At 63.1% G+C, this 20,023-nt stretch carries 19 protein-coding genes and 1 riboswitch; of the genes, 5 read left to right on the top strand and 14 right to left on the bottom strand.

From position 1 onward, the window contains the following. Nucleotides 1-80 precede the first annotated feature (80 nt). Complete coding sequence (locus tag ACLH1I_RS21600) at nucleotides 81-818, top strand: glutamine amidotransferase (RefSeq protein WP_109882894.1); 738 nt, start codon at nucleotides 81-83, stop codon at nucleotides 816-818. Here ACLH1I_RS21600 and pqqF read toward each other — a convergent pair. The 7 genes from pqqF to ACLH1I_RS21565 all read right to left on the bottom strand — a co-directional run bounded on the left by pqqF (nucleotide 815) and on the right by ACLH1I_RS21565 (nucleotide 7,467). Then, a complete protein-coding gene (gene pqqF, locus ACLH1I_RS21595; RefSeq protein WP_198080063.1) occupies nucleotides 815-3,100 on the bottom strand; it encodes a pyrroloquinoline quinone biosynthesis protein PqqF in 2,286 nt (761 codons plus the stop codon). The genes ACLH1I_RS21600 and pqqF overlap by 4 nt on opposite strands. After that, the gene (gene pqqE, locus ACLH1I_RS21590; RefSeq protein ID WP_023318333.1) at nucleotides 3,100-4,242 is read right to left on the bottom strand and encodes a pyrroloquinoline quinone biosynthesis protein PqqE; all 1,143 of its coding nucleotides are present in this window, start codon (nucleotides 4,240-4,242) and stop codon (nucleotides 3,100-3,102) included. The genes pqqF and pqqE overlap by 1 nt, the downstream gene beginning before the upstream one ends. After that, the gene (gene pqqD, locus ACLH1I_RS21585) at nucleotides 4,229-4,507 is read right to left on the bottom strand and encodes a pyrroloquinoline quinone biosynthesis peptide chaperone PqqD (RefSeq protein ID WP_004202592.1); all 279 of its coding nucleotides are present in this window, start codon (nucleotides 4,505-4,507) and stop codon (nucleotides 4,229-4,231) included. The genes pqqE and pqqD overlap by 14 nt, the downstream gene beginning before the upstream one ends. A 2-nt stretch (nucleotides 4,508-4,509) precedes the next feature. Continuing rightward, on the bottom strand, nucleotides 4,510-5,265 hold the full coding sequence (pqqC, locus tag ACLH1I_RS21580) for a pyrroloquinoline-quinone synthase PqqC (protein ID WP_004143685.1): 756 nt from the start codon (nucleotides 5,263-5,265) through the stop codon (nucleotides 4,510-4,512). After that, a complete protein-coding gene (gene pqqB / locus ACLH1I_RS21575) occupies nucleotides 5,259-6,185 on the bottom strand; it encodes a pyrroloquinoline quinone biosynthesis protein PqqB (protein WP_048324310.1) in 927 nt (308 codons plus the stop codon). Before pqqB ends, pqqC begins: the two co-directional genes overlap by 7 nt. 54 nt (nucleotides 6,186-6,239) lie before the next feature. Then, nucleotides 6,240-6,311 (bottom strand): pyrroloquinoline quinone precursor peptide PqqA, encoded by a 72-nt coding sequence (pqqA, locus tag ACLH1I_RS21570; RefSeq protein WP_002905689.1) that lies wholly within the window; start codon nucleotides 6,309-6,311, stop codon nucleotides 6,240-6,242. Between the two features lie 136 nt (nucleotides 6,312-6,447). Beyond that, nucleotides 6,448-7,467, bottom strand: coding sequence for a dipeptidase (locus ACLH1I_RS21565; RefSeq protein ID WP_151628629.1), 1,020 nt, complete (start codon nucleotides 7,465-7,467; stop codon nucleotides 6,448-6,450). A gap of 242 nt (nucleotides 7,468-7,709) precedes the next feature. On the opposite strand from ACLH1I_RS21565, the gene ACLH1I_RS21560 reads away from it, so the two are divergent. The 4 genes from ACLH1I_RS21560 (at nucleotide 7,710) to ACLH1I_RS21545 (ending at nucleotide 12,162) form a co-directional block, all read left to right on the top strand. After that, nucleotides 7,710-8,702 carry an alpha/beta fold hydrolase gene (locus ACLH1I_RS21560; protein WP_096833360.1) on the top strand — a complete coding sequence of 331 codons (993 nt, stop codon included), beginning with the start codon at nucleotides 7,710-7,712 and terminating at the stop codon, nucleotides 8,700-8,702. 86 nt (nucleotides 8,703-8,788) lie between these two features. Then, nucleotides 8,789-9,529 (top strand): response regulator, encoded by a 741-nt coding sequence (locus ACLH1I_RS21555; RefSeq protein ID WP_017900551.1) that lies wholly within the window; start codon nucleotides 8,789-8,791, stop codon nucleotides 9,527-9,529. Continuing rightward, entirely contained in the window at nucleotides 9,526-10,869 is a 1,344-nt protein-coding gene (locus tag ACLH1I_RS21550; protein WP_198080062.1) for a sensor histidine kinase, read from the top strand. The genes ACLH1I_RS21555 and ACLH1I_RS21550 overlap by 4 nt, the downstream gene beginning before the upstream one ends. A gap of 102 nt (nucleotides 10,870-10,971) precedes the next feature. Further along, on the top strand, nucleotides 10,972-12,162 hold the full coding sequence (locus ACLH1I_RS21545; protein WP_032456107.1) for a cytochrome c biogenesis protein/redoxin: 1,191 nt from the start codon (nucleotides 10,972-10,974) through the stop codon (nucleotides 12,160-12,162). 227 nt (nucleotides 12,163-12,389) lie between these two features. On the opposite strand, the gene ACLH1I_RS21540 is transcribed toward ACLH1I_RS21545, so the two are convergent. The 7 genes from ACLH1I_RS21540 to tenA all read right to left on the bottom strand — a co-directional run bounded on the left by ACLH1I_RS21540 (nucleotide 12,390) and on the right by tenA (nucleotide 19,794). Continuing rightward, nucleotides 12,390-13,283 carry a LysR substrate-binding domain-containing protein gene (locus ACLH1I_RS21540; RefSeq protein WP_032425865.1) on the bottom strand — a complete coding sequence of 298 codons (894 nt, stop codon included), beginning with the start codon at nucleotides 13,281-13,283 and terminating at the stop codon, nucleotides 12,390-12,392. A 210-nt stretch (nucleotides 13,284-13,493) separates the two neighbouring features. Continuing rightward, a complete protein-coding gene (locus tag ACLH1I_RS21535) occupies nucleotides 13,494-14,975 on the bottom strand; it encodes a pyridoxal phosphate-dependent decarboxylase family protein (RefSeq protein WP_072500748.1) in 1,482 nt (493 codons plus the stop codon). A 9-nt stretch (nucleotides 14,976-14,984) separates the two neighbouring features. Next, nucleotides 14,985-16,370, bottom strand: coding sequence for a diaminobutyrate--2-oxoglutarate transaminase (locus ACLH1I_RS21530; protein WP_151385324.1), 1,386 nt, complete (start codon nucleotides 16,368-16,370; stop codon nucleotides 14,985-14,987). A 306-nt stretch (nucleotides 16,371-16,676) separates the two neighbouring features. Continuing rightward, nucleotides 16,677-17,612: an ABC transporter substrate-binding protein gene (locus ACLH1I_RS21525; RefSeq protein WP_065803167.1), complete on the bottom strand. Its 936-nt coding sequence runs from the start codon at nucleotides 17,610-17,612 to the stop codon at nucleotides 16,677-16,679. 24 nt (nucleotides 17,613-17,636) lie between these two features. After that, the gene (locus ACLH1I_RS21520; protein ID WP_043519612.1) at nucleotides 17,637-18,377 is read right to left on the bottom strand and encodes an ABC transporter permease; all 741 of its coding nucleotides are present in this window, start codon (nucleotides 18,375-18,377) and stop codon (nucleotides 17,637-17,639) included. Then, on the bottom strand, nucleotides 18,374-19,102 hold the full coding sequence (locus ACLH1I_RS21515) for an ABC transporter ATP-binding protein (RefSeq protein WP_043519611.1): 729 nt from the start codon (nucleotides 19,100-19,102) through the stop codon (nucleotides 18,374-18,376). Before ACLH1I_RS21515 ends, ACLH1I_RS21520 begins: the two co-directional genes overlap by 4 nt. Beyond that, nucleotides 19,099-19,794, bottom strand: a complete 696-nt coding sequence (gene tenA, locus ACLH1I_RS21510; protein ID WP_032456106.1) for a thiaminase II — start codon at nucleotides 19,792-19,794, stop codon at nucleotides 19,099-19,101. Before tenA ends, ACLH1I_RS21515 begins: the two co-directional genes overlap by 4 nt. Nucleotides 19,795-19,862: 68 nt before the next feature. Further along, a riboswitch (TPP riboswitch) is annotated at nucleotides 19,863-19,964 on the bottom strand. Nucleotides 19,965-20,023 lie beyond the last annotated feature (59 nt).

Here is a 20,023-nt window from a genome sequence, read left to right as displayed (position 1 = left end):
GTTCATAGAAATTGGTTATTTGTCCCGTCATCTTCCCGGCGGCATAGTATTTTAGGGAACATGACGAGCGAGGAGGAAGGGTGACACGTAACCGATTATTGCTGGTTCAGACCGGGACGCCGCCGGCAGCCATCCGTGAGGAGCATGGCGATCTGCCGCGCTGGTTCCGCACGCTGCTGGCGCCGTGGCAGGCGCAGCTCACCGCGGTACGGGTGTTTGAGGACGAGCCGCTGCCGGCGCCGGATCGCCAGACGGTGGCGGTGCTGACCGGCTCCTGGGCGATGGTGACCGACCGTCTGGCATGGAGCGAACGGACCGCCGACTGGGTCCGTCAGGCGGTGGCTATCGGCATGCCGCTGTTCGGCGTTTGCTATGGCCATCAGCTGATGGCTCATGCCCTGGGCGGCGAGGTGGCGTATCATTCCGCCGGACGGGAAAGCGGCAGCCAGACCGTTTCGCTATCGCCGTGGGGTGTCGACGACCCGCTGCTGCGGGGCCTGCCGGCCGCATTTCCCGCGCATCTGAGCCATTTGCAAACCGTGACCCGTCTGCCGGAGGGGGCCACGGTGCTGGCCGCATCCTCCCACGATCCCCACCAGATCGTGCGCTACGGGCCGCACGCGGTCTCCACGCAGTTTCACCCGGAATTCACCGCGCCGATTGCCCGCTCGCTGATCCGCTACCGGGAGGCGGTGCTGCAGGCGGAGGGCATCGACGCGAAGCGATTACACGATGAAGTGCAGGAGAGCCCGCAGGCCGCGGCGATCCTCTCGCGCTTCGTCAGTGCCTATCTGACCCCTGATGCCCCCGGCCATTAATCCCCGGCAGTGAACAGTACCTGCCAGCGGCGACGACGGCGGGACATCTCGTAGGCCAGGTCGTCGACCTCTTCAACGCGCAGCGCGTCAGCCGTCTGCGGCGTCAGCTCCGCTAAACCATACTTCTGACGCAGGACGGCCAGCGCTTGCGCCTCGGGCGGCGTCCGGGTGCGAACCTGTGCGGCCAGGCGCTGCTGTAGCGGCCTGAAGGTCGCTTCATCCAGCGGCGGCAGCTGGCGCAGAAAGGTGTTGCAACAGCGCAGCAGCGCCACGGCGCGGCGATCCGGGGACTGGAGCGCCATCAGCAGCCCGTCGCGATCGGCGACGCGCTGATAGCGGCAGCTCACCACATAGCCGATCTGCTGCTCCACCCGCAGGCGCTGGAAAAAGAGTGGCTCACAGCGCTGCGCCAGCACCCGCAGGGCCGCCAGCGAGGCGCCTTCCGGCAGCGGAATAAAGACCAGCAGCGCTGTATCGCCCCCGGGGAAAGTCAGCCGTTCGACGCCGCGGCGGCAGGGGCCAGAGAGGTTGCCCGGCGGGTTAACCCGGGCGCTAAGCAGGCTCAGCTGTCGCGCGATCCACTGCGCATCCTCTGCGCTGCCGCCGGTCAGAGCCGCCAGCCAACCTTCCTGATGCTCTGATGCGCCCAACCGATCGGGGAGCAAAGCCATGAGATGACGGATAGCAATACTCTCCGGCGGCGGGGCCAGCGGGGCGACCGGGAGTGCGAGCTGCCGCACAATGGCCTGCAGAATCGCCGCCGGCCGTTGGCCGGACGCTGGCCACTGCAGGAGCAACTGCCAGCTGCCGTCGACGCGATGCCACTCGCCGCGGCCCCCGGCGTGGCGCAGCGCGGCGAGCAGCGGGCGCAGCTGTTCCCCGCGCGCCAGCCCTTCGGCCATATCGGGCGAGCAGTAGAAGGGCGGTCGGAGCAGGAGCCTCGGCGGCTCGCCCGGTGACGGGAGGTGGAGCAGCGGCGCGGCTTTCTCCGGGTTTTCCGCGGCGAGGCCGCCAGCGGCTTGCGGATAAAAAGCGAATTCCAGCGCCGGGTCAGAGACCGGGCGGCGCCACCACCGGCTAAGCGGCAGGCTAAAGCCCTGGGTGGCAACAGGCTCCCCTGGGGAAATGGTCTGGCAGGCCAGGCTGACCGTGGGGGCGGCCTGCAGGGCGGCGCAAAAATCGGCGAACCCGACGGGCGGCCCGCCGGGGGCAAAGCCGAATGCCCGCTGGCGCAGCTGATCGAGGGGCGACAGCGTTTGAAAACGGCGCCAGGACAGCTGATAGTAGTGTTGCTGCTGGTCTGGCGTCGTCTGCCGTAGCGCCTGCAGCCAGTGGGTTATCTGCTGGTCGACCTGTTCCGGCCGGTCGCTGGCGAAGACCAGCGCCAGCCAGCCGAGGCGCTGATCCTGATACAGCCAGCTCAGCGCCACCTCTTGCGCCTGGCCACGCTGGCGTAGCCCGGCCATCAGGCTGCCAGGGGCTTCATCAAGCAAAAACTCGCGCAATAACGTGACGTTGTCACTTAAGGCGATCAGCGGGCAGCGCCACAGCGCGGGCTGGCTGGAGACCGCCAGCTGCAGTGCAGTGGACTCGCCCAGGCGCAGCGGCAGCGCCGGCGGCGGAGCCTCGCCTGCGGCAAGCCCGACGGCGAAACGGGCCGCCAGCTCGCCGAGCGCCTCCAGCGACTGCGGCCCTTGCAGCCAGAGCTGCATCCGCCGGGCGACGTAATGGGTGTGGTGAAAATCACGTAACGCCGCCTGCAGTGCAGGGAGATCGCCCGCCAGCACGTCGGCATTGCCTACCTGAAAGCGGCGAAAGGCCGCGGGCGCGCTGGCGGCGTGGCGCACGGCGGCATCCCGGCGCGACGGCTCATGCTGCTGGATCAGGCGGTACTCGGCGTCAATCACCGCCACTTCACGCTGAATATCTTCCCTGAGCAGCCGCGGCGCCTGCAGCATCTCCTGTAGACGCGCGACACCGTCAGCCAGACCATCGGCGGCGACCTCGAAAAAGAACGCGCTGTGGCGGGCCAGGGTGGTGGCATTCACGCTTCCGCCCTGGCGCTGCACCCAGCCCATCAGCCGGTCATCATCCCGGTAGCGCTCACCGCCGTAAAACAGCAGATGCTCCAGCAGGTGCGCCAGACCGGGAAAGCGCGATGGTTCGTGGTGGCTGCCGGCGGCGACCCGCGCCAGGGCCGCGGCGCGATCGGCATGCGGCTGATGGACCAGGGTGGCCTGCAGGCCGCCCGGCAACGTGACGGTGCGTGTCGCCAGCGTCATTACAGGTCCCGGGTTTTGTAGATCAGCTGCGAGCGGGTACGGTTGCGGAACTGCAGCTGGCTGACTTTTATGTCGCTGCAGGCCGCTTCGCGCCGGGCGTCGAGGATTTTGTGATGATGCGGCGATTTGCTGCACACCGGGTCGGCGTTATCGGCGCTGCCGGTCAGCATAAAGGCCTGGCAGCGGCAGCCGCCGAAGTCTTTCTCTTTTTCATCACAGGAGCGGCACGGCTCCGGCATCCAGTCATACCCGCGGTAGCGATTGAAGCCGAACGAGTCATACCAGATCGACTCCAGGCTCTGCTCCAGCACCGACGGAAACGCCACCGGCAGCTGACGCGCGCTGTGGCACGGCAGGGCGGTGCCTTCCGGGGTAACGCTGAGGAAAATCGATCCCCAGCCGCCCATGCAGCCTTTCGGCCGCTCTTCGTAATAGTCCGGGGTGACAAACAGCAGGTTGGTGAGATTGCCGCTGGCGGCCATTTTCTGCCGGTAGTCGGCGACCACCTGCTCGGCGCGGGCGATCTGTTCCCGGGTCGGCAGCAGCCCCTCGCGATTGAGGAACGCCCAACCGTAGAACTGGCAGGTGGCCAGCTCAACGTCATCCGCTTCCAGCTCAATGCACAGCGCGATAATTTTATCCAGCTGATCGATGTTGTGCCGGTGAAGAACGAAGTTGAGCACCATCGGGTAGTCGCGCGCTTTTACCGCCCTGGCCATCGCCAGCTTCTGCTGGAAGGCTTTTTTGTTACCGGCCAGCGCAGCGTTGAGCACCTCATCGCTGGCCTGGAAGCTAATCTGGATATGGTCCAGCCCGGCCTCGCTGAAGGCGTCAAGTTTGCTCTCCGTCAGCCCTATGCCGGAGGTGATCAGGTTGGTATAGAATCCGAGGTCGCGCGCGGCGCGGATCAGCTCTGGCAGATCTTTACGGGTCAGCGGCTCGCCGCCGGAAAAGCCCAGCTGTACGCTGCCCATCGCCCGCGCCTGGCGAAAGACCTCGATCCATTGTTCGGTGGTCAGCTCCTTGTCCTGTTGGGCGAAGTCCAGCGGATTCGAACAGTAGGGGCACTGCAGCGGGCAGCGGTAGGTTAGCTCCGCCAGCAGCCACAGCGGCGGATTGACGGCGGGTTTACTCTGGCTCACGGCAGGTGATCCACTTCTGTTGACAGGCTATCTGCAGGAACTCGATGACGTCGTCATCGACGCCACCGGCTTCCGGGAAGCGTTCGTTGAGCACGGCGATAATTGCCGCGACGTCGCGCCGGCCATCGACCAGCTCGAGGATCGCCGCGGCGGTCTCATTGAGTTTAGCCATTCCCTCCGGATAGAGGATCACATGGCTCTCCTGGGCAGCTTCCCACTGCAGACGGTAGCCGCGACGAAAGGCGACGATGGAGGTTTTTTGCATGGTTACACCAGTCGGGTCGTGTGCCAGGCCGCCTTGTCGGTGACCGTATGATAGGGCGGGCGCTGCAGGGCATAGGCCATGGTCATGGCGTCAAGCATCGACCATAAAATGTCGAGCTTAAACTGCAGGATCTCCAGCATCCGGTTCTGTTTTTCAGCGCTGTCGCAGTAGGCCTTCGCCAGCGCCAGGCCATGCTCCACGTCGCGGTTGGCCTGGCTCAGACGGCTGCGGAAGTAAAAATAGCCTTCCTCTTTGATCCACGGGTAGTGCTGCGGCCAGCTGTCGAGGCGCGACTGATGGATCTGCGGGGCGAACAGCTCGGTCAGAGAGCTGCAGGCCGCCTCCTGCCAGCAGGCGCGACGGGCGAAATTAAGATAGGCATCCACCGCGAAGCGCACGCCGGGCAAGACGTGGCGCTCGCTGAGCAGATCGTCGCGGCTCAGACCGACCGCTTCTCCCAGCCGCAGCCAGGCTTCAATCCCGCCGTCCTCGCCATGGCTGCCATCGTGGTCGAGGATCCGCTGCACCCATTTGCGCCGGGTCTGCGCGTCCGGGCAGTTGGCCATGATCGCCGCGTCTTTCAGCGGAATGGTGGTCTGGTAGTAAAACCGGTTCGCCACCCAGCCCTGAATTTGCTCGCGGGTCGCGTCGCCGTTATGCATGGCGATGTGGTAAGGGTGGTGAATATGGTAGAAGGCGCCTTTGGCCCGCAGGGCCTCTTCAAAGGCCTGCGGCGACAGCGTGTCGGTGATCAGCATGCGGTTTCCTGAAGGGTGATAGCCATCCCGTCCCAGCTCACTTCAATCCCCTGTTGCGTCAGCGCCTGGCGCTGGGGAGACCGCTCGTTAAGGATCGGGTTGGTGTTATTGATATGAATAAGAATTTTACGTTTTGCCGACAGGGAGGCCAGCAGGGCCATCATCCCGTGCTCATCACCGAGCGCCAGGTGGCCCATATCGCGGCCGGTATTGCGCCCAACGCCGGCGGCCTGCAGTTCGTCATCCTGCCAGACAGTGCCATCGATCAGCAGACAATCCGCTTTTTGCAGCCATGGCAGAATGGTCTTATCCGGTTCACCGAGCCCCGGTGCGTAGAACAGCGTCTGCCCGTTGCGGCGGTTTTCGATAAACAGCGCCACGTTATGGCCCGGCAGCGGCCGGTCGCGATACGGTGAATAGGGCGGCGCGTTGCTGGCGATAGGCACCGCGGTAAACTGCAAATCAGGACAGGCGTCAACGGTAAAAGGCTGCTGCGGCGCGATGGGGTGATGCACCAGGCCGCCGTTCCAGTGTCGAAGCATGGTAAACACCGGGAAACCGGTGGAGAGATCCTCATGGACCTCCGGGGTGCACCACACCTGGTGCGGGCAGCCTTCGCGCAGGCTCAGTAACCCGGTGGTGTGGTCGATCTGGCTGTCGGTGAGAATAATGCCGCCGATATGCGTTCCGCGCAGCACGCCGGCTTTATTTAACTCGGGCGTGTGGGCGATCTGCTGACTGATATCCGGCGAGGCGTTGCACAGCACCCACTCCTGACCGTTATCGCTGACGATGATCGACGACTGGGTGCGGGCGCTGGCCTGGATCGTGCCGTCGCGCAGACCCTGGCAGTTGGCGCAGTTGCAGTTCCATTGCGGGAAACCGCCGCCGGCGGCGGAACCGAGGACTTTAATGAACATGAAGACGGACCGGGTAATGTAAAAAGATGCCCGCGCGAACGGCGGGCGGGGCGATTAGCGGTTAGAAATGTACAGCGTCACTTCCAGACCGAGACGTAAATCGATAAAAGCAGGTTTCTTCCACATGTTTTGTTCCTCTTAAAAATGACCACAGGCCTCACGGATAATGCAGGATCTGTGACGGCCGCCGCATATTGCGCTTCACCGGGTGAGAGATCAACCCGGAATCTGTAAGGATTTAACTTTATGTTTACAATATAACCTATTGTTGCCAAACATGTTTTAATACCCGCAGCCAGTTACGCCACAGCAGCTTATCCAGCACCAATTGATCATTGCCGCTGTCACGCAAGGCATTGATTAGCAGCGGTAAGCCGGCCACATCCCCCAGCGCGTCCGGCAGGGTGACGCCGTCAAAATCCGAACCGAGGGCCACATGATCCTCACCCATTATGTTAATAAGATAGTCGATATGCCGGACGATGGTGGCGATGGGCGTGTCGCTATCGCGCCGTCCGTCGGCGCGCAGGAAGGCGTTGCCGAAATTGACGCCCACTACGCCGCCGCTGTCGCGGATCGCCCGCAGTTGCCTATCGGTCAGGTTGCGCGGCTGCGGGCACAGGGCGTGGGCATTGGAGTGGGTGGCCACCAGCGGGGCGGTGGAATGGTGGGCGGTATCCCAAAAAGCCTGTTCATTCATGTGCGAAACATCGATCTGCATCTTCAGGGCGTTGGCCTGGGCGATGAGCGCGATGCCCTCGCCGGTAAGACCCGGCCCGCTGTCCGGGCTGCCGGGAAAGGCGCCGGTGACCCCGCAGCCGAAGCGATTAGCGATATTCCAGAACGGACCGATGCTACGCACCCCGGCGCGATAAAAGTCCTGCAGATCGTCGCCTTGCGCGTCGAACCCGCCGGCGCCTTCGATGTGCGCCACCATCGCCAGCGCTTTATCCTGACGACAGCGTTCGATATCCGCCGCGCTCAGGCACAGCCGCGCGCGGCTGGCGTCATGGGCGCAAATCGCCTTGAGAATAGCCAGCTGCTGCCAGAGGATGGTTAATGGATCCCACGCCTGGCTGGCGTACTGCGGCGCCATACGGGCGATGTACTCCTGCGGCGGCACAAAGAGGGCGAACAGGCCGCCGGCCAGACCGCCCTGGAGAATACGCGGATAATCGAGGTGGCCGTTCTCTATCCCGGCAAAGAAGGCGGTCACCGGATCCTCGCGATGGTGAAGCCAGAGATTCAGCAGCAGGTCATTGTGACCATCAAAAATCGCCATAGCGGGCTCCTGGGTTATCAGGTGGTAAAAATGGCTGACACGGTAGCGGATTTATGCCCGGGGGCAAGCAGAAATTCACAAGCCCGCAACAATTGCCAACGTGAACTGTGTATCACACTGTATCCCGCGGCGGGTTCCTGACATTAAGAGATAAAAATGGCCCCGGTCGGGCACATGGCGGATACAAATTTCCGCTTAACTGGTCACGTACTCTCTTGACGAAGATAAAAGGTGAGAAAGCGATGAACAGATTATCCCTGATCCGGTATACCAGCGCCGCGGCGCTGGGGTTATCCACCCTGTGGTCCGCCGCCGTTTGCGCCGCTGAAGACGCGGGGGCGTTCGACAAAATCCACCAGATCCACGCTGGCGATCTGAATATTGGCTACGTGGATATCGGTCCGCGGGACGGCCAGCCGGTGATTCTGCTGCACGGCTGGCCCTACGATATTCAGAGCTATGCCCAGGTGGCGCCGGCTTTAGCGCAGAAGGGTTACCGGGTGATTGTGCCGTATCTGCGCGGCTACGGCGCCACCCGTTTCCTGTCGGCGAAAACGCCGCGTAATGGTCAGCCGTCGGCGATGGCGGCCGATATTGTCCATTTGATGGACGCCCTGAACATCAGGCAGGCAGATCTGGCCGGCTTTGACTGGGGGGCGCGCACGGCGGATATCGTCGCCGCGCTGTGGCCGCAGCGGGTGAAATCCCTGGTCTCGGTGAGCGGGTATCTGATCAGCAGTCAGCAGATTGGCGAAAAACCGCTGCCGCCGCAGGCGGAGCTGTCGTGGTGGTATCAGTTCTATTTTGCCACCCCGCGCGGCGAAGCCGGTTACCGGCAGAACACCCACGACTTTGCGAAATTTATCTGGCATCAGGCGTCTCCGCAGTGGCAATTCAGCGACGCGACCTTTGCCAAAACCGCCCAGGCGCTGGATAACCCGGACCACGTGGCGATCACCATCAGCAACTACCGCTGGCGCCTGGGGCTGGAGAAGGGGGAAGCGAAGTATGCCGGCTATGAACAACGGCTGGCGGCGCTGCCGCCGATAAACGTGCCCACCATCACTCTGGAAGGGGCGAATAACGGCGCGCCGCATCCGGCTCCGGCCAGCTACCGGGCCAAATTTACCGGTAAATATGAGCACCGGGATCTGCCGGGGGCGGTAGGCCATAACCCGCCGCAGGAGGATCCGACGGCGTTTGTGCAGGCGGTGGTGGACGCCGATCGGTTGTAACCCGCGACTTGCCGGCGGCGCGACGTTGCGCTTCCGGCAACACGGCTTATGCTTGTGAAGAGTTTATTTTGCCGCAGGAGCAGCCTTTGGAGCGTATTGACCACATCCTGGTCGTCGATGACGACCGCGACATCCGGGAACTGATTGTCGACTATCTGGAAAAATCGGGATACCGCGCCAGCGGCGCGGCGAACGGCAAAGCCATGTGGTCGGTGCTTAAAAACCATCAAATCGACCTGATTGTGCTGGATATCATGATGCCGGGCGAGGATGGCTTAACGCTCTGTCGCCAGCTGCGCGCTAACCCGCAGCAGGATATTCCGGTGCTGATGCTCACCGCCCGCACCGACGACAGCGACCGGATCCTCGGCCTCGAGATGGGGGCGGACGACTATCTGGTGAAGCCCTTTGTGGCCCGCGAACTGCTGGCGCGCATCAAGGCCATTTTACGCCGCACCCGGGCGCTGCCGCCCAACCTGCAGATCACCGAGGCGGGCAGGCTGATCGCGTTTGGCGACTGGCTGCTCGATACCGCCGCCCGCCATCTGCTGGACGACAGCGGGGCGATTGTCGCCCTCAGCGGGGCGGAATATCGACTGCTGCGGGTGTTTCTCGACCATCCCCAGCGGGTGCTGAACCGCGATCAGCTGCTTAATCTGACCCAGGGACGCGACGCCGAACTGTTCGAACGGTCAATCGACCTGCTGGTGAGCCGACTGCGTCAGCGCCTGCGGGAGGATGCCCGGGAGCCGGCCTATATTAAGACGGTGCGCAGCGAAGGCTATGTGCTGTCGGTCCCGGTCTCCATCCGCGAGAGGCATGAATGAGGTTCTGGCCCGTCTCGCTGCAGTCGAGGCTGATGGCGCTGCTGTTTCTGGCGCTGCTGCTGGCGAACACCTTAACCCTGTCGCTGCTGTTTTATGAGCGAATGAGCAGCGCCCGCAGTGTGATGCTGGGCAATCTGGCGTCTGATGTCGCCACCAGCGTGGCGATCCTCGACCGTCTGCCGCCCGCTGAACGCCCGCAATGGCTGCCGAAGCTGGCGCGCGGCAACTACCGCTATCAGCTGGACGCCGGCGAACGCGGCGACTACCCGGACAGCTGGCGCGCCCGGGACGCGGCGCGCTCCCTGCAGGAGGCGCTGAGCGCACAATATCCGGTGAGTATTGTGGCGATCCCCGGTCCGCGTCAGCATATCCAGGCCCATATTACCCTCCACGATGGCGCCCCCTTGACCCTCGACCTGTGGCCGAAGCTACCGCCCATCGCCCGCTGGCTACCGGTGGTGCTGATCGCTCAGTTTGTCCTCCTGCTGGCCTGCGCCTGGTACGCGGTTCGCCAGGTACTGCTGCCCATCACCCGTTTTACCCATGCGGTGAATGCGCTTGAGCCGGCCAGCGACACGGCGGGAACCATGGCCGAGCAGGGGCCGGAGGAGGTGTGCCGTGCCGCACGCGCGTTTAACGCGATGCAGACCCGCATCCACGATCATCTGCAGGAGCGGGCGCGGATCCTCGCCGCCATCTCCCACGATCTGCAAACGCCGATCACCCGGATGAAGCTGCGGGTGGAGATGGCCGACCAGCCGGAACTGCGCGACAAACTGCTGCAGGATCTCGACAATATGACCCGCCTGGTGCGCGAAGGTATCGCCTTCGCCCGCACCTCGCAGCCGCTGGCGGAGGCGCGCCAGCGGCTTAACCTTGACGCCTTTCTCGACAGTATCGCCTGCGATTATGCCGACGTTGGCCGGCCGGTGCGGTTTTGCCCCGAGGAGAGCGCCGGAGTGGTGTGGATCCCACCGCAGGCCCTGCGTCGGGTGATGACTAACCTTATCGATAACGGGCTGAAATTCGGCGCCACGGTAACGGTAACCCTGACCCGCGACGCCGCCGGGGATATCACTATCCATGTGCTGGATGAGGGGCCGGGGATCCCTGAGGCATCGCTGCAGGCGGTGCTGCAGCCCTTTTTTCGCCTGGAGGCCTCGCGCAATCGCGATACCGGCGGCACCGGTCTGGGACTGGCGATCGCCGCGCAGCTGGTCAGCCAGATGAACGGCACGCTGCGCCTGTCCAACCGCCCGCAGGGCGGGCTGGACGCCAGCGTGCGTCTCGCCGCGCAGGGATTGTATCCTGCTGTATCTCCGGCGCAGTTGGAAAACTAAGCCGACAATTCTCCCGCTTTCCTGACACATCCGCCCTACATCTCCTTGCTGTAATGTCGTGGCTGCCACTCCCGGCAGCGACGACACAATGAGGAGAAGGCGATGTCGATATTAATTGCGTTTTTCGGTGGGATGTTAACCCTGCTGAGCCCCTGTACGCTGCCGGTGATCCCGCTGCTGTTCGCCAGCGTCCGGGGCCGCCGGGGGCAGCTGGCGATCATGCTGGCGGGAATGGCGCTGATGTTTGGCGCTGTCTCGTGGCTGGTGACGGTCACCAGCGGCTGGGTGGTCAATCTGACTCTGGTTGGACGCAGCCTGGCGCTGGCGTTCTTCGCCCTTGTCGGGCTGAGTCTGCTTTCGCAGCGCATCGCACAGCGGCTGACTTCACCGCTGGTGGCGCTGGGGAATCAGCTTAACGACGCCAGCTCACGCCAGCGCGGCTGGATCGGTTCGTTGCTGGCCGGGCTGGCGGTGGGTCTGCTGTGGGCGCCGTGCGCCGGGCCGGTACTGGGGGCGATACTGAGCCTGGGCTTTGTGCATTCGGGCCAGGCGACCACCGGTGGGTTGCTGCTGGCCTACGGCAGCGGCGGGGCGCTGATGTTATTCCTGCTCGGGTGGTGCGGCGCGACGTTGATTGCCCGTCTGCGTCGCGGGCTGGCGTTCGGCGAACGGCTGCGCCGGCTGGCGGGGGTGGCGATGCTGGCCTCGGTGGCGCTGATCGCCAGCGGCGGCGACCGCTATTTGCAAAGCGCGGGAGGGTGGAGTCAGGCGCTGGAGCAGCGGCTGGCCGCCCGTCTGCCGCAGCCGACGCAGAAAATGGTTCTGCAACCGATCGCTATGCCCGAGCCCAGCAGCGCCATGCCTTCGCTGGTGGGGGGCAGCGCATGGCTCAATAGCCCGGCGTTAACCCCGGAGCGTCTGAAGGGCAAAGTGGTGCTGGTGGATTTCTGGACCCGGGAGTGCATCAACTGCCAGCATACCCTGCCTTACGTGCGCGACTGGGCGAACAAATACCGCGCGGCCGGGCTGGTGGTGATTGGCGTGCATACTCCTGAATATCCCTGGGAGCGTTCGCTGCCGCTGCTGCGCCAGGCGGTGAAGGAGTGGCGAATAACCTACCCGGTGGTGGCGGATAATGAGTACAGCATCTGGAACGCCTTTGGCAATCAATACTGGCCGGCGCATTACATTTTTGACGCTCGCGGGCAGCTTCGCTATACCGCCTTCGGCGAAGGGGATTATGCCCGCCAGGAGCAGGTGATCCAGCAGCTGTTGCAGGAGAGCAAAGCCTGACCCGCGGCGCAGGCCTCTGGCGGATGGATCCCTCCAGGCCTTATACCTGATGCCGGGCGGCGCTGCGCTTGCCCGGCCTACGGGGTTACGGAGCCGCGTGTAGGCCCGGTAAGGCGCAGCCGCCACCGGGCACTGAAACGGGAACGGCGCAGAATACCCCTTGCCGGTGACTGCCGAACGGTTCCCTCTCCCTTCGGGAGAGGGTTAGGGGAGTTATCGTGACACTGTCACCTTTCAACCCACCCCTGCAGGGCCTCGGTCATCAGTTCGCCGAGCAGCGCGACCGCGGCGGAATGGGGTTCCTGACGCGGGGTTTGTTGCAGACTGACGGCCAGACTGCCAGGGGATGGCAGCAGTCCGCCGGCGGGGCGCAGATTGCCGGGCATGCCGATGCGGGTGCGAACCGTCAGCCCCAGGCCGGCCTGCACCGCCGCCCAGATGCCGCTCAGGCTGTGGCTGACGAACACCACCTGCCAGGGGATCCCAGCGGCATCGAGACAGGCAATGGCGCGGGAACGCATCAGGCACGGGCTGTCGAACATCACCAGCGGCAGCGGCTCGCCGGACGCCAGCAGCGCGCGAACGTCAAAGTCAGGATGCGCAATCCACGCCAGCGAACAGCGGCCCAGCCCCGGACCCTGATCTTCGGTTTGCCACAGCAGCGCCAGATCCAGCGTCTCCTCCGCCAGCGCCTGGCGCAGCGGGCCATTGCGATCCACCCTCGCGACTATCCGCACCTGCGGATGGTGGCGGGTAAACTGCCCAAGGATCCCCGGCATCAGCGATTCGCCAAAATCTTCCTGCATGCCAAGGTGAATTTCGCCGGTGAGCCGCTCGCCCTGCAGCGCGCGCAGGGTTTCATCATTGAGCGCCAGCAGCCGTCTGGCGTAGCTCATTAACTTTTCGCCTTCCGCGGTCAGCGCCAGGTGCCGCCCCTGCTTAACCACCAGCGCGGCGCCGCACTGGCCCTCCAGCTTTTTAAGCTGGGCGCTGACGGCGGAGGTGGAGCGCGCCAGACGCTGCGCTGCCAGGGCGAAGCTGCCGCACTCCATGCCGGTCACAAAGCTGCGCAGGGCGTCGAGATCGAGGCCGGGTAAGCGTTTCTCCATTATCATCCTTATTACCGGGACGTTAGATTCTGGCGATTGCCATTATCGGGACCATACTGTGGCATCGCGGCGGGCAGGCGTCAACGGACCTACGGCGAGAAGCGTAGAAGCGCGTCGGTAGCGCAGGCAGGAATAAAAAAAGCCGATAAGAGAACTTATCGGCTTAGTACTGGCTGGGCTGGCCGCTGAGCGGGGCGACAGGCGCCGCCTCGCTCAGGCAGATTATTGCGCCAGCAGCTCCTGTGCGGTGCGTTCCACCAGGTTAAGCAGAACCTTCACATCATCCAGCGTCACCACCGGGTTCAGCAGGGTCAGCTTCAGGCAGGTAACGCCGTTGTGCTCGGTCACGCCGACGTTAGCGCGGCCGGAAGCCAGCAGGGCGTCGCCGACGCGCTGGTTGAGCAGGGCGATTGCCGCCGCGTCGCTCTGCGCCATCTGCGCCGGACGGGAACGGAACAGCACGCTCGCCAGCTGCGGCTGCATCACCAGCTCCAGCGTCGGCTGAGACTTCACGTACTCCGCGACGTTTTTCGCCATCGTGATGCCGTGATCGATGATCGCCGCATACTGTTTCTGGCCCAGCGCTTCGAGGCCCATCCACAGCTTCAGCGCATCGAAGCGACGGGTGGTCTGCAGCGACTTAGACACCAGGTTCGGTACGCCGTGTTCTTCATCGAACTCGGAGTTCAGATAGGCCGCCTGATAACGCATCAGCTCGTAATGGCGGGCATCCTTCAGCAGGAACGCGCCGCAGCTGATGGTCTGGAAGAACTGCTTGTGGAAGTCCAGGGTAACGGAATCCACCAGCTCCAGACCGTCAAGGTAGTCACGATACTGCTCAGACAGCAGCAGCGCGCCGCCCCAGGCTGCGTCAACGTGCAGCCAGATCTGATGCTCCGCGGCGATACCGGCGATGTCGCGCAGCGGGTCGATAGCCCCCGCGTCGGTGGTGCCGGCGGTGGCGACGATCGCCATGATCTGCTCGCCGTTAGCCTGCGCTTGCGCAATCTTCGCCTGCAGATCGGCCACGTCCATCCGCGCGAATTCGTCGGTTTTCACCAGCGTGACCGAGCGGTAGCCGAGCCCCATCAGCGCCATGTTCTTCTGCACCGAGAAGTGGGCGTTTTCGGAGCACAGTACTTTGTACTTGCGGATATCCCCCGGCAGCCCATCCTGCTGGATGGAGTGTCCCTGACGGGCGAAGAAGGCGTCGCGCGCCAACATCAGCCCCATCAAGTTGCTCTGGGTGCCGCCGCTGGTGAAGACGCCGGCGTCGCCTGCCGGATAGCCGACCCGGGCGCGCAGCCACTCGATCAGCTTCATCTCAATGATGGTCGCCGACGGGCTCTGGTCCCAGGAGTCCATGCTCTGGTTGGTGGCGTTGATCAACACTTCCGCCGCCTGGCTAATCACCAGGCTCGGGCAGTGCAGGTGCGCCACGCACTGCGGGTGATGCACCGACAGACTGTCTTTCAGGAAGTACTCGATTGCACGGTCAATCGCCGCCTGGTTACCCAAACCCTGTTCGTTAAACTCAAGGGAGATACGCTCACGCAGTTCGTCAACGCTTTTCCCCTGATACATCTCAGGTTGCTTCAGCCACTGCACAACGGCCTGACTGGTCTGCTCGATAACCTGCTGATAGGCCTCAACGCTCTGCGCCGAACCAGCAAGAATCGGATTCAATGTGGACATGGTGGTCACTTACTCCACTCAGACCGGTTTTACGCCGGCGGCCAGCAGGGCCTGTTCAAATTTGTCGAGGAACACATCCAGTTCCGCGTTGCTGATCAGCAGGGACGGCAGCAGGCGCAGCACGCAGCCGTGACGGCCACCGCGCTCCAGAATCAGGCCCGCTTCAAAGCATTTCTTCTGCAGCAGGGCGGAGAGTTCGCCGTCAGCCGGGTAGCAACCCATGTGATCCTGCGCTTCGTTCGGCTTGACGATTTCGATACCGATCATCAGACCGAGACCGCGAACGTGGCCGATTACCGGGTAGCGTTTCTGCAGCTCCGCCAGTTTGCCTTTCAGCAACTCGCCCTGGGCGGCGACTTTGTCGGCAATCTTGTTGTCGCGCAGATGACGCAGGGTGGTCAGGCCGGTAGCCATCGCCAGCTGGTTGCCGCGGAAGGTGCCGGTGTGGTGACCTGGTTCCCAGGCGTCGAACTGCTTTTTAATGCCCAGCACCGCCAGCGGCAGACCGCCGCCAACCGCTTTCGACATCACGATGATGTCCGGCTGAATACCGGCGTGTTCGAAGGCGAAGAATTTACCGGTACGGGCAAAGCCAGCCTGCACTTCATCGACGATCAGCAGAATGCCGTGCTCTTCGGTCACTTTGCGGATGCGCTGCAGCCACTCGACCGGCGCCGGGTTCACGCCGCCTTCGCCCTGAACGGCTTCGAGGATAACCGCCGCCGGTTTACGGACGCCGCTCTCCACGTCGTTGATCAGGTTTTCGAAGTAGTAGGTTAGCGCTTTGACGCCGGCTTCGCCGCCGATGCCCAGCGGGCAGCGGTACAGGTGCGGGTAAGGCATAAACTGGACTTCCGGCATCATGCCGTTGACCGCCGCTTTCGGCGACAGGTTGCCGGTGACCGACAGTGCGCCGTGGGTCATCCCGTGATAGCCGCCGGAGAAGCTGATCACCGCGGAACGGCCGGTGTATTTTTTCGCCAGCTTCAGCGCCGCTTCCACGGCGTCAGCGCCGGAAGGACCGGTGAACTGCAGGCAATACTCTTTCCCTTCGCCCGGCAGGCAAGAGAGCAGGTATTCGGAGAAACGATCTTTTAACGGGGTAGTCAGATCGAGAGTATGTAACGGCAAGCCGCTGGTAATGACACTTTGGATGCTCTGCAATACATCAGGGTGGTTGTGGCCCAGAGCGAGAGTACCGGCGCCGGCGAGGCAGTCCAGGTACTGTTTGTTATCCGCATCCGTCAGCCACACGCCTTCAGCTTTAGTGATAGCCAGCGGTAACTTACGCGGGTAACTCCTGACATTCGATTCAAATTCGGCCTGACGGGCCAAAAAGGTTTCGTTGTTTGCGTCTAATAAATCAGCACGTAAAGTATCAATACGGACTTTATCCGTCATCATATCACTCCCACAACCAGCATTGCGGTTGAACGCTGGTTGAATAATTGGTGTAAGGAATTGAATTGGCATTCATAAAGCGCGCACAATATATGGCTTTTTAAATCCGCATTCAACGTTTTATTGATTGCGTTATTTTGACGCTATTCTTACCGGGGTAAAAATTAACATAACCTGCTGAATTATAATAAAAAAACCCAAGGTAACGATAACCCTTTAAAGTGTAATTATTAGTGAGAAAGTCTCTATATTTTTATTGCCGCTGCGTTAAAGCGCTGACGGAAAGCCTTCCGTCAGCGATAGCAAGAGTCAATGCAGCTCAACCGCATAATTTGTTAAAGGTGTAACTTTTTTCACCAACTTATTGTTATATAAAAACTGTTCGTAAGTGCCATAGCGCGCTTTATCCAGCGCCGCCGGATCGGTGGCGAACAGCGGCACGGTTTGCAGCCACGCCTGATGGTTAAGCTCGGTCTTCAGCTCCGGGTGCGCGGCGGCGAACGCCTCCCAGCTCTCCTGCGGATGGGCGCGCAGGTAGCTGACCCCGGCCTGCAGGGCGGTGAGGAATTTACGGATTTTCGCCTCATGAATCGCGTCGCGGTGGGCGACAATCACCAGCTCGTCATAGGCCGGCACGCCGTAATCTTCGACGTTCATCACTACCGGCGTTTTGCCCTGCAGCTTCAGCTCCTGCGCTTCTATATTACGGTAGCCGCCGATGACCGCGTCCACCTGGCCTGCCAGCAGAGCGCTGGTCAGCTGAAAATTGACGTTGACCAGCTTGATACTGGCCGGATCGATCCCCGAATGCTGTGCCATGGTCGCCAGGGTGGCCTGCTCAATGCCGCTGACCGAGTAACCCACCTTCCTGCCTTGCAGATCCGCCGGGGTTTTGATCTGCTTATCGAGGGCGATCACCGTATTCAGCGGCGAGTTGATCAGGGTGCCCACGCGCACCAGCGGTAATCCTTCGTCAGCGAAGAAGTGCACCTGCGGCTGATATGTGATGGCCAGGTCTGCCTGACGGGCGGCCACCATACGGGGCGGCAGCGCCGGATCCGACGGAGGGACAATCTTGACGTCCAGACCCTGGGCCTTAAAGGCGCCGATCTGCTCGGCCACCATAATCGGCGCATGGTCGGGGTTAATATACCAGTCCAGCACCAGGGTGAGCGGTTCATTGGCCAGCGCGTGACCGCTGAGCAGCGCCGTCAGGGTTGCCCCGGCGAAAAGCGACGTTTTCATCTGTTTTCCTTTATTACTTCATGATTATTCCGGCGACCAGTCGATCAGCCGGTGCAGCAGGGTGTCTACCGCCAGCCACAGGAAGAGGGTCAGCAGCACTAAAATAAACAGCGCGGCGAAGCAGATATCGGTTTGCAGCCGCGCGTTGGCATTGAGCATGACGTAGCCCAGTCCCTCGGCGGAGCCGACCCATTCGCCGATAATGGCGCCGATGGGGGCCACCGCCGCCGCCATGCGCAGGCCCGAGCCCAGCGCCGGCAGGGCGGCCATCAGGCGGACATGCCGTAGCTGAGCGCCAAAGGAGGCGTTCATGCTGCGCGCCAGATCGAGATAGTCGTGGTTGACCCGTCGCAAGCCGTCAAAGAAGGCGGAAGTGACGGGAAAGAAAATCACCAGCACCGCCATCGCCACTTTGGCGCTCATGCCAAACCCCAGCCACAGCACCAGCAGCGGGGCGAGGGCAAAGACCGGGATCGCCTGGCTGGTGAGCACCAGCGGCATCAGCCAGCGCTGCAGGCGCGGGGAGAGGATCATGCCCAGCGCCAGCGTGACGCCGAGCGCCACCCCCAGCGCCAGGCCGCTGAGGATCTCGCTGAGGGTAATCAGCGTGTGCCAGCCGAGATAGGCGCGATTGACCCACAGCGCCTCGGCGACCGCCGCCGGGGAGGGTAAAAGAAAGCGCGGAATGCCGCTGCGGCTGGCCAGCCCCCAGAGAAGCATCAGTCCGCAGAACACCATGCCGCCGCGCCAGAGACGTCCGCTCATGAGTGGGCCCTCATCAACTGCTGCAGCAGCGCCGCCTGGGCGTTCAACAGCTCGGGCGCGTCCGGCGCGCGCGGCGGCGCGCCGGTGAGGTGATGGCTGTCGTCGATCTCCCCGTCGGCGGCCGAGAGGACCAGCAGACGGTGGCTCAGCCGGCAGGCTTCCAGCGGATCGTGGGTGATCAGCACCACCGTCCGCCCCGCCAGCAGAGTGGCCGCGAGGGTCTGAATGCGCGTGCGGGTGAGGGTGTCCAGCGCCGAGAAAGGCTCATCCATGAGCACGATGGGCCGGTCCTCATACAGGGTGCGGGCCAGCGCGGCGCGCTGACGCATCCCGCCGGAGAGCGTCGCCGGCCGGGCGTCGGCGCAGGAGGCGAGCTCCACCTGTTCCAGCAGGGTGGCGACCCGGGCGTGATCCACTTTCTCACCGCGCAGCCGCGCGCCGAGGGCGACGTTCTCCCGAACGCTCAGCCAGGGGTAAAGCAGATCTTTCTGCCCCATCCACGCCAGGCGGCCGGGTATCGGCTTGCCGTCGCTGGCGACCACTTCCCCGCAGGTGGCGGGGGCCAGGCCGGCCATGACCCGCAGCAGGCTGGTTTTTCCGGCCCCGCTGGCGCCGAGCAGCGACACCCACTGGCCGCCGGGGACCGTCAACGACAGATTGTCGAACAGGCGGCGGTCGCCGAAATGGAGGCTCAGATTGCGGACCTCGATACCTGGCGCCGTCACGCCCGGGACTCCGCCGCGGCGTTGAGCCCCATCTGCCAGAACTGCGCCTCAAGGCGGGTGGCGGTGGTGAAGATGTCGCTCAGTTCAGTGATTCGGGACTCGCTTCCACGCTGTTGCCACACGGTCTCCAGCAGCGCCAGCGCGGCGCTGACGCCCTGCAGATAGCCTTCATCGCCGTAGTTGCGGATCCACGAGGCGTAAGGATTGTCGTCCAGTCGGGTGGTGGGGTGATGCAGCAGGCCCAGACCGATTTCGGCGTAACCCGCTACGCAGGGCATCAGAGCGACCAGCAGATCCAGCGCGTCGCCTGAATGGCCGATATCCAGCACGTAGCGGGTATAGTTGATGGTTTCCGGCGCTTCGGGCTGGGCGGCCATCTCCGGTTCGCTAATGCCCCACTGGGCACAGTAGCCGACGTGCAGCGGCACTTCGTTAAGAATGGCGTTCATGGAGGCGGCCGCGGCGCGCATCTCCGGCAGCGTGCGCAGTTTACTCACCAGCAGCGCGTAGCTGCGGGCGAAATGGATCAGAAACAGATAATCCTGGGTGAGATAGCGACGAAATGCGCTTTCAGCAAGGGTGCCTTCGGCGAGCTGCCGGACGAAAGGGTGCGCCACATAGTGCTGCCAGTCAGCGGCGGCCAGCTGGCGTAAACGGCCATAAAGACCTTGGCTAAAAGCGGGAACAATCACAGGACCTCCAGTTGTGCAGGGGAGATCCGGGCGTGCAGGGGTGTGAACAGGCAATGGCGGTAATGCTGGCAAAATTGCCGACCCGTCCCTTCGCTGGCATGACCCAGATCAGGTTCAAAGGGTTCGGCTTGCGCCATCTCAGCCCTCACGGGACACCCCTCGGTAGCGCTATGTTATACGACATTCACCTTATGAATACAATCATCGCGCCGTCCGGCGGAGCGAAGGC

Origin of the sequence: Klebsiella sp. 1SOBk10mer, from assembly GCF_046602535.1 — a bacterium.
GTDB classification, from domain to species: Bacteria; Pseudomonadota; Gammaproteobacteria; order Enterobacterales; family Enterobacteriaceae; genus Klebsiella; species Klebsiella quasipneumoniae.
This window is presented reverse-complemented; position numbering and strand designations above follow the sequence as displayed.